General features: G+C 75.8%; 5 protein-coding genes. All 5 read right to left on the bottom strand.

Annotated features, from left to right (window positions below; all coding sequences use genetic code 11):
• Positions 1-820, bottom strand: an 820-nt coding sequence (locus NH602_RS25960) for a Mur ligase family protein (RefSeq protein ID WP_253069157.1), incomplete at its 3' end; no start/stop codon positions are given.
• On the bottom strand, positions 817-1,887 hold the full coding sequence (mraY, locus tag NH602_RS25955; RefSeq protein WP_062404548.1) for a phospho-N-acetylmuramoyl-pentapeptide-transferase: 1,071 nt from the start codon (positions 1,885-1,887) through the stop codon (positions 817-819). The genes NH602_RS25960 and mraY, both read right to left, overlap by 4 nt.
• The gene (gene murF, locus NH602_RS25950) at positions 1,884-3,329 is read right to left on the bottom strand and encodes a UDP-N-acetylmuramoyl-tripeptide--D-alanyl-D-alanine ligase (RefSeq protein ID WP_073573924.1); all 1,446 of its coding nucleotides are present in this window, start codon (positions 3,327-3,329) and stop codon (positions 1,884-1,886) included. The genes mraY and murF overlap by 4 nt, the downstream gene beginning before the upstream one ends.
• A gap of 94 nt (positions 3,330-3,423) precedes the next feature.
• A complete protein-coding gene (locus NH602_RS25945; protein WP_073574077.1) occupies positions 3,424-5,034 on the bottom strand; it encodes a UDP-N-acetylmuramoyl-L-alanyl-D-glutamate--2,6-diaminopimelate ligase in 1,611 nt (536 codons plus the stop codon).
• Between the two features lie 367 nt (positions 5,035-5,401).
• Positions 5,402-7,228: a penicillin-binding protein 2 gene (locus NH602_RS25940; protein WP_100880231.1), complete on the bottom strand. Its 1,827-nt coding sequence runs from the start codon at positions 7,226-7,228 to the stop codon at positions 5,402-5,404.
• Between the last annotated feature and the right edge of the window lie 62 nt (positions 7,229-7,290).

The raw sequence follows: 7,290 nt of genomic DNA, 5'->3' as shown, positions 1-7,290 counted from the left end.
TGATCCCGGGCGGCCCCGGGGGGACGACGGCGTCGGCCGCCAGCAGCGCCCCGCCGCCGAACGCGCGGTCGGTCAGCACCCCGTCGGCGACGCCGAGCTGGTCCGGTCCGGGCCGGCCGAGGGTGACCCCGACGCGTCGCGGCGCCGGGGACTCCCCGAGCAGCCGTGCGGCCACCGGATCGTCGACCCCGCCGACCGCGACGTCGCCCAGCAGTGCGCGTGCCTTGGCCGCGGCGTAGGCGTCCATCCCGCCGTGCCAGTCCAGGTGGTCCTCGGCGACGTTGAGCACCACGCCCGCGGCCGGGCGCACCGACGGCGACCAGTGCAGCTGGAAGCTCGACAGCTCGACCGCGAGCACCGCGTGGCCCCCCGCGACCGCGGTGACCACCGGGTGGCCGATGTTGCCGCAGGCGACGGCGTCGACCCCGGCGCGCGCGAGGATCGCGGCGAGCATCTCGGTGGTGGTGGTCTTGCCGTTGGTGCCGGTCACGACCAGCCACGACGGCGGTGTGTCGCGCAGCGCGCCGAGCCGCCAGGCGAGCTCGGGCTCCCCGATGACCTCGACGCCGACCCCGGCGGCCTCGGCGACCAGCGGGTGGTCCGGCCGGCGCCCGGGCGAGGTGACGACGGTGCGGACCCCCTCGGGGATCCCGCCGCCACGCCACGGCTCGACACCGTCGGGCAGCGCGGACAGCGCGGCCGCGCGGTCGTCGGACAGGAGCACCCGGGCCCCCGCATCCACCAGGGCCGTCGCGGCCGCGAGACCGGAGACACCGGCCCCCGCGACCAGGACCGGGTCCCCGCCGAACGGGCCGCTCACCCGGAACCCGACATGGACAGCCACTCGGAGTAGAAGATGCCCAGCCCCATCGCCGCGCAGATCGCGGCGAGCAGCCAGAACCGGATGATGACGGTGGTCTCGGCCCATCCGGCGAGCTCGAAGTGGTGGTGGAACGGTGCCATCCGGAACAGCCGGCGGCGCGAGGTGCGGAACACGATGATCTGCAGCGACACCGACAGCGCCTCGACCACGAACACGCCGCCGATGACGACGAGCAGCAGCTCGGTGCGGGTCACCATGGACAGCCCTGCGAGCAGGCCGCCCAGCGCGAGCGACCCCGTGTCGCCCATGAAGATGCGGGCCGGGGCGGCGTTCCACCAGAGGAACCCGATGCAGCCGCCCATCGCGGCGGCGGCGACCAGGCCGACGTCGAGCGGGTCGCGGACCTCGTAGCAGCCCGCGGTCGCGGCGATCGCGCAGTTGTTGCGGAACTGCCAGAACGCGATGATCACGTAGGTGCCGAGCACCATCGCGGCGGTACCGGCGGCCAGGCCGTCGAGGCCGTCGGTGAGGTTCACCGCGTTCGACCAGGCGGCGACGATCAGGTTGCACAGCAACACGAACCCGACGACGCCGAAGCTCAGCACCGTGATGTCGCGGACGAACGACAAGCTCTCCGAGGCGGGCGCGAGGTTGCGCTCGTTCACGAAGCGCACCGCGAGCACACCGAAGATCGTCGCGGTCAGGACCTGGCCGACGATCTTGGAGGTCTTGTTCAGCCCGAGGTTGCGCTGACGACGGATCTTGAGGAAGTCGTCGAGGAACCCGACGACGCCCAGCGCGGTGGTCAGGAACAGCACCAGCAGCGCCGAGGCCGTGATCGGCTCCCGGGTGAACGCGTGCGAGCCCAGGTAGCCCACCCAGATGGCGAGCAGGATCGCCACGCCGCCCATCGTCGGCGTACCGCGCTTGGACTGGTGGCTCTGCGGGCCCTCCTCGCGGATCTCCTGGCCGAAGCCCTGCCGCGCGAAGAAGCGGATCAGGTACGGGGTGAGCAGGATCGACACCGCGAGCGCGAGACCCGCGGCCAGGAACAGGCCCCTCACCGGCACACCAGTCCTTCGGTCGTCAGCAGGCCGGCGGCGAGCCGCTCGAGCCCGGCGCTGCGGGAGGCCTTGACCAGCACGACGTCGCCGGGCCGGGTCCGCTCCCGCAGCAGGGTCAGGGCGGTGGGCACGTCGGCGACGTGCTCGGCGCCGGGCCCGTAGTCGGGTGCGCCGACGGCGACCACCCGGGCCCCGGCGGCGCGGGCGTTCTCCGCTGCCGCGGCGTGCTCGGCGGCCGCGCCGTCCCCGATCTCGGCCATCGGGCCGAGGACCGCCCAGGCCCGGCGGTCCGGGCCGGCGATCTGCCCGAGCGCGACGATCGCGGCACGGACGGACTCGGGGTTGGCGTTGTAGGCGTCGTTGACGACGGTCACCCCGTCGGCGCGGTCGGTGACCTCCATCCGCCAGCGCGACGCCGGCGTCGCGGCGGACAGCGCCGCCGCGATCCCGTCCGGGGTGCCGCCCAGCTCGAGGGCGACCGCGGCGGCGGCGAGCGCGTTGGAGACCTGGTGCTCCCCCACCAGCCGCAGCGCGACGTCGGCCGAACCGGCCGGGGTGACCAGCCGGAACGACGCCCGGCCCGCGCTCAGGGTGACGTCGGTGGCCCGCACGTGGGCGTCCGCGGCGCGTCCGAAGGTGACGACCCGGGCGGGGGTGCGGGTCGCCATGGCGGCGACCAGCTCGTCGTCGGCGTTGAGGACGGCGACGCCGCCCCGCCCGCCGGGCAGGTCACCCGGCGGCAGCGCCTCGACGAGCTCGCCCTTCGCCGTGGCGATCGCGGCGCGGGAGCCGAACTCGCCGAGGTGGGCGGACCCGACGTTGAGGACGACCCCGATCCGCGGTGGCGCGACCGCGCACAGCGCGGCGATGTGGCCGATCCCGCGGGCGGAGAACTCCAGCACGAGGTTGCGGGTGCCCGCGTCGGCGCGCAGCGCGGTGTACGGCGTCCCGAGCTCGTTGTTGAACGACTCCGGCGGCGCGACGGTCGGCCCCAGCGGGGACAGCACCGCGGCCAGCAGGTCCTTGGTGGAGGTCTTGCCCGCCGACCCGGTCACGCCGACGACGGCGAGCCCCGGCAGGGCGCCCAGCACGTGCCGGGCCAGGCGGCCCAGCCCGGCCAGGACGGCGGCGCCGGTCCCGTCGGGGTCGACCGCACCGAGGTAGGTGTGGCTGTCGCGGACCTCGACCGGCGGCACGACGACCGCGGGGGCGTCGACCTCGCGGCCCGCCAGCACCGCGGTCGCACCGCGGGTGACGGCCTGCGCGGCGAAGTCGTGGCCGTCGGCCCGCTCCCCCGGCAGCGCCAGGAACAGCCCGCCCGGCCCGATCCTCCGGGAGTCGAACTCGACGGCGGTGACCGGCGCGGCGGCGGTCTCGGTGTCGATGCGGTGCAGGCGGCCGCCGGTCACGGCCGCGATCTCCGCCGGCGTCATCTCGATCATCGCCCGCTCGCCTCCACCGGTCCGATCCGTCCTCCTGCCCGTGCGCGGTCCGTGCCGGGTGCCGGCACGCCCTGCCCTGTCGCCCCGCGGCGCGTCACGTCGCCGCCCGGATCGCCGCCACCAGCTCGTCGGTGTCGTCGAACGGGTACTTGACGCCGTTGATCTCCTGGCCGGCCTCGTGGCCCTTGCCGGCGACCACCACCGCGTCGCCAGGGCGGGCCGAGCGGACCGCGTAGACGATCGCGCTGCGCCGGTCGCCGATCTCGATGACGTCACCGCGGGCGGGCTCGCCGAACGCGCCGTCGAGCATCGCGCGGCGGATCGCGCCGGGCTCCTCGCTGCGGGGGTTGTCGTCGGTCACGACGAGCACGTCGGACCGGATCGCGGCCGCGGCGCCCATCAGCGGGCGCTTGCCGGTGTCGCGGTCCCCGCCGCAGCCGAGCACGGTGATCACCCGCGCGTGCGGGCGGACCTGGCGGCGCAACGCGTCCAGCAGCGCGGCGACGGCGGCCGGCTTGTGCGCGTAGTCGACCACGCCCAGCCAGGGCTGACCGGCGTCGACGCGCTGCATCCGGCCCGGCACCGACGCCCGGGCGAACCCGGCCGCGGCCACCTCGGGGTCGATCCCGTCGGCGTCGAGCACGGCCAGCGCGACGAGCGCGTTCGCGACGTTGTAGCGGCCGGGCAGGCTCAGCGTGACCGGCACCGCGAGCCCGCCGGGGCCGACCGCGGTGAAGGTCTGGGTGCCGTCGGGGTGGGCGGTGAGGTCGCGGACCGTCCAGGTTGCGGGCGCGCCGCGCGGGTCGGAGGAGACGGTGACCGCGTCCCGGTGGCGGGCCGCCAGCCGGCGGCCCCACTCGTCGTCGACGCAGACGACGCCGTGCCGCGCGGCCTCCACGCCCGCCCCGCCGCCGCCGAACAGCCGGGCCTTGGCCTCGAAGTAGTCGGTCATCGTGGGGTGGAAGTCCAGGTGGTCCTGGGACAGGTTGGTGAAGGCTCCGGCGGTGAACCGGGACCCGCCGACCCGGCCGAGCGCGAGCGCGTGACTGGAGACCTCCATGGCCACGTCGGTCACGCCGGCCTCGACCATGACCGCGAACAGCGCCTGCAGGTCCGGTGCCTCGGGGGTGGTGAACGCGCTGGGCAGTGCCCGGGCCGGGTGGCCGGGGACCTGGACCCGGGTCCGCACGGTGCCGAGCAGACCGGTGGCCCTCCCGGCGGCGGTCAGGCCCGCCTCCAGCAGGTGGGCGACGGTCGTCTTGCCCGAGGTGCCGGTCACGCCGAGCACCCGCAGACGGGCGGTGGGCTCGCCGTAGACGGCGGCCGAGACCGGGCCGAGGACCTCGCGCGGGTTCGGGTGCACCAGCACCGGGAGCCGGGAGTGCCGGATCTCGGCGCGGTCCGCGCCCGCGCCGTCGGTGAGGATCGCGCCGGCGCCCGAGGCGATGGCCTGTGCGGCGAAGTCGGCGCCGTGGGCGCGGGCGCCGGGCAGGGCCGCGAACAGGTCGCCGGGGCGCACCGAGCCCGCCCGCAGGGTGGCGCCGGTGACGGTGTGCGGTCCGGCCGCGGGGTCGAGCAGCGGGCCGGGCCCGCTGCCCGCGGTGCGCGGGTTCAGCTCGGCGCCGGCGAGCCGCCCGAGCAGGGCGACGTCGACCGGGCGCACCTGCGACGGGCGGTCCGGCAGCGACTCGAGGGATCCCGCCACGTCACCCGTCCCCGTCCGGTCGCCCTGCACGCCACCCGGCCCGCCGCCGAGCGCGGATCCGCCGGTGCTCCGGGAGCGGGCGGTGGCTGCGGTGTGGAGGTCGGGCACAGGCCGGAGGTTACCGACCGGCGCGGGCCGCCCCTCGTCCCGGTCAGGCGCCCGCGACCGCTCGCGGAGGCGGTCGCGGCGGGCGGCGGAACGACGACCGGCACACGGCCGTCCGACGAGCCGGATACGGCCATCCGGCGCAGGTTCCGGGCCGGTGGGCGGCTCGTCGGGCGGGGTGCACGGCGGCCCGGCCGGGCCCCGTACGGGTGGGCAGCGGCCGGGACCGTCCGACGCAGCCGGACCGCACCCGGCCGCGCCGTCACCGGATCTGCAGGGTCTGCACCGGCTGCGGCGCGGTCTGGACCGGCACGGCGTCGCGCTGGGCCAGGTAGGAGGCGATGTCGTGGAACAGCGGCGCCGCGCTCGTCCCGCCCTTCGGGGCGTCGAGCATGATCCCGATCACGAACCGCGGGTCCTGGGCCGGGAGCATCCCGGCGAAGGTGATCCAGTACTGGGAGCGCGAGTAGGCCCCGGTCGCCGGGTCCACCTGCTGGGCGGTGCCGGTCTTGCCCGCCACCTCGTAGCCGGGCACCGCGGCGGCGGGCCCGGTGCCGGACTGGCCGTGCGCCTTCTGGGTGACGGCGGTGAGCATCGTCCGCAGGGTCTGCGCGGTCTGCGGCGACATCACCTGTACCGGCTCGGGCGCCTCGGTCGGCACCCGGACGCCGTCCGGGCCGGTCGTCGCGGCGACGATCCGCGGCGGGACCCGGACGCCGTCGTTGGCGATGGCCTGGTACATCCCGGCCATCTGCAGCACGGTCATCGACAGGCCCTGCCCGATCGGCAGGTTGCCGAAGGTGGAGCCGGACCAGGTCGCGCGGGCCGGGACCCGTCCGCCGCTCTCGCCGGGCAGCCCGACACCGGTCTTCTGCCCGACGCCCATCTTCGCGAGCATGTCCGAGAAGCGGTCCTCGCCGACCTTCTGCGCGGTCATCAGGGTGCCGACGTTGGAGGACTTCGCCAGCACGCCGGTCAGCGTGTAGCGGTCGACGCCGTGCGCCCAGGCGTCCTTGATCGTGCGGTCGGCGACCTCGATGCTGCCGGGCACGTCGAGCACGTCGTCGGGCTTGGCGACGCCGGCCTCCAGTGCGGCGGCCATGGTGACGACCTTGTTGACCGAGCCGGGCTCGAAGGGCGTGGTGACGCCCTTGTTGCCCAGCGAGTTCGGGTCCGCGGACAGCAGCTGGGCCGGGTCGAACGAGGTGTTGTCGGCGAGCGCGAGCACCTGCCCGGTGGCCCGGTCGAGGACGACGGCCGAGCCGCTGCGCGCCTCGGCGCGGCCCGCGTAGTCGGCGAGCATCCGCTGCACCTGGAACTGCAGGTCGGAGTCGATCGTCAGCTGCACGTCGGAGCCGGACACCGCGGCCTGCTCGGAGCGCACGCTGCCGGGGATGACGGTGCCGCTGCCCTCGGCGGTGTCGGCGATCTGGAAGCCGTCGCGACCGGCGAGCAGTTCGTCGTCGGAGGACTCCAGGCCGATCCGGCCGATCAGCTTCTGCGCGTCGGCGCTCCAGGTCGCTGCGCCGATGATGTTCGAGGCCAGCGTCCCGTTGGGGTACTGGCGCGCCTCGCGGCTCTCCTCGGCGATCTCCGGGAACTGCGTCCGGAGGTCACGGGCGGGCCCGGGGTCGACCGCGGTGGCCATCACGACGTAACCGCGGTCGCTGTTCAGCGCCCGCTTCAGCTCCTCGGGGTCGCCGTGGGTCACCGCCGCGACGGCGTCGGCCATCCGGTTCTTGTAGGCGACCGCGTCCGCGCCCTTGGTGGAGTTGATCAGGCGCGGGTTGGTGACGAGCGCCTTGGACTCGGTGGAGAACGCCAGCACGGCGCCGTTGCGGTCGCTGATCGCGCCGCGCTCGGCCGGGATGACGATCCGGCTGGCGCGTTGCTTCTCCGCGTCCGCGGTCAGCGTGCCCGCCTGCACCGTCTGGACGACGACGAGCTTCGCCCCGGACACCAGCAGCAGGGCGGCCAGCGCCACCCAGGCCAGGCGCAGCCGGAACCGCGGGTCGTCGGCCGGGGACCGGCGCCGGCCGCCCCGCGGACCCTGCCCCCGCGGCCGGGGGCGCGGCGGCGCGTAGACCATCAGTTCCCGCCCGCCGCCCGGGTGTCGGCCGGGACCTCGTGCTCGGTGCCCTCACCGGCACC

It is taken from the genome of Pseudonocardia sp. McavD-2-B (assembly GCF_024124365.1).
In the GTDB taxonomy this organism is placed as follows: domain Bacteria; phylum Actinomycetota; class Actinomycetes; order Mycobacteriales; family Pseudonocardiaceae; genus Pseudonocardia; species Pseudonocardia alni.
The sequence above is the reverse complement of the archived record's forward strand: the minus strand, read 5'-3'. Positions and strand labels throughout refer to the sequence as shown.

Bases quoted from the DNA above. Each gene is read 5' to 3' on its own strand.
- NH602_RS25940 (WP_100880231.1), bottom strand. From the start codon at position 7,228: ATGGTCTACGCGCCGCCGCGCCCCCGGCCGCGGGGGCAGGGTCCGCGG.
- murF (WP_073573924.1), bottom strand. From the start codon at position 3,329: ATGATCGAGATGACGCCGGCGGAGATCGCGGCCGTGACCGGCGGCCGC.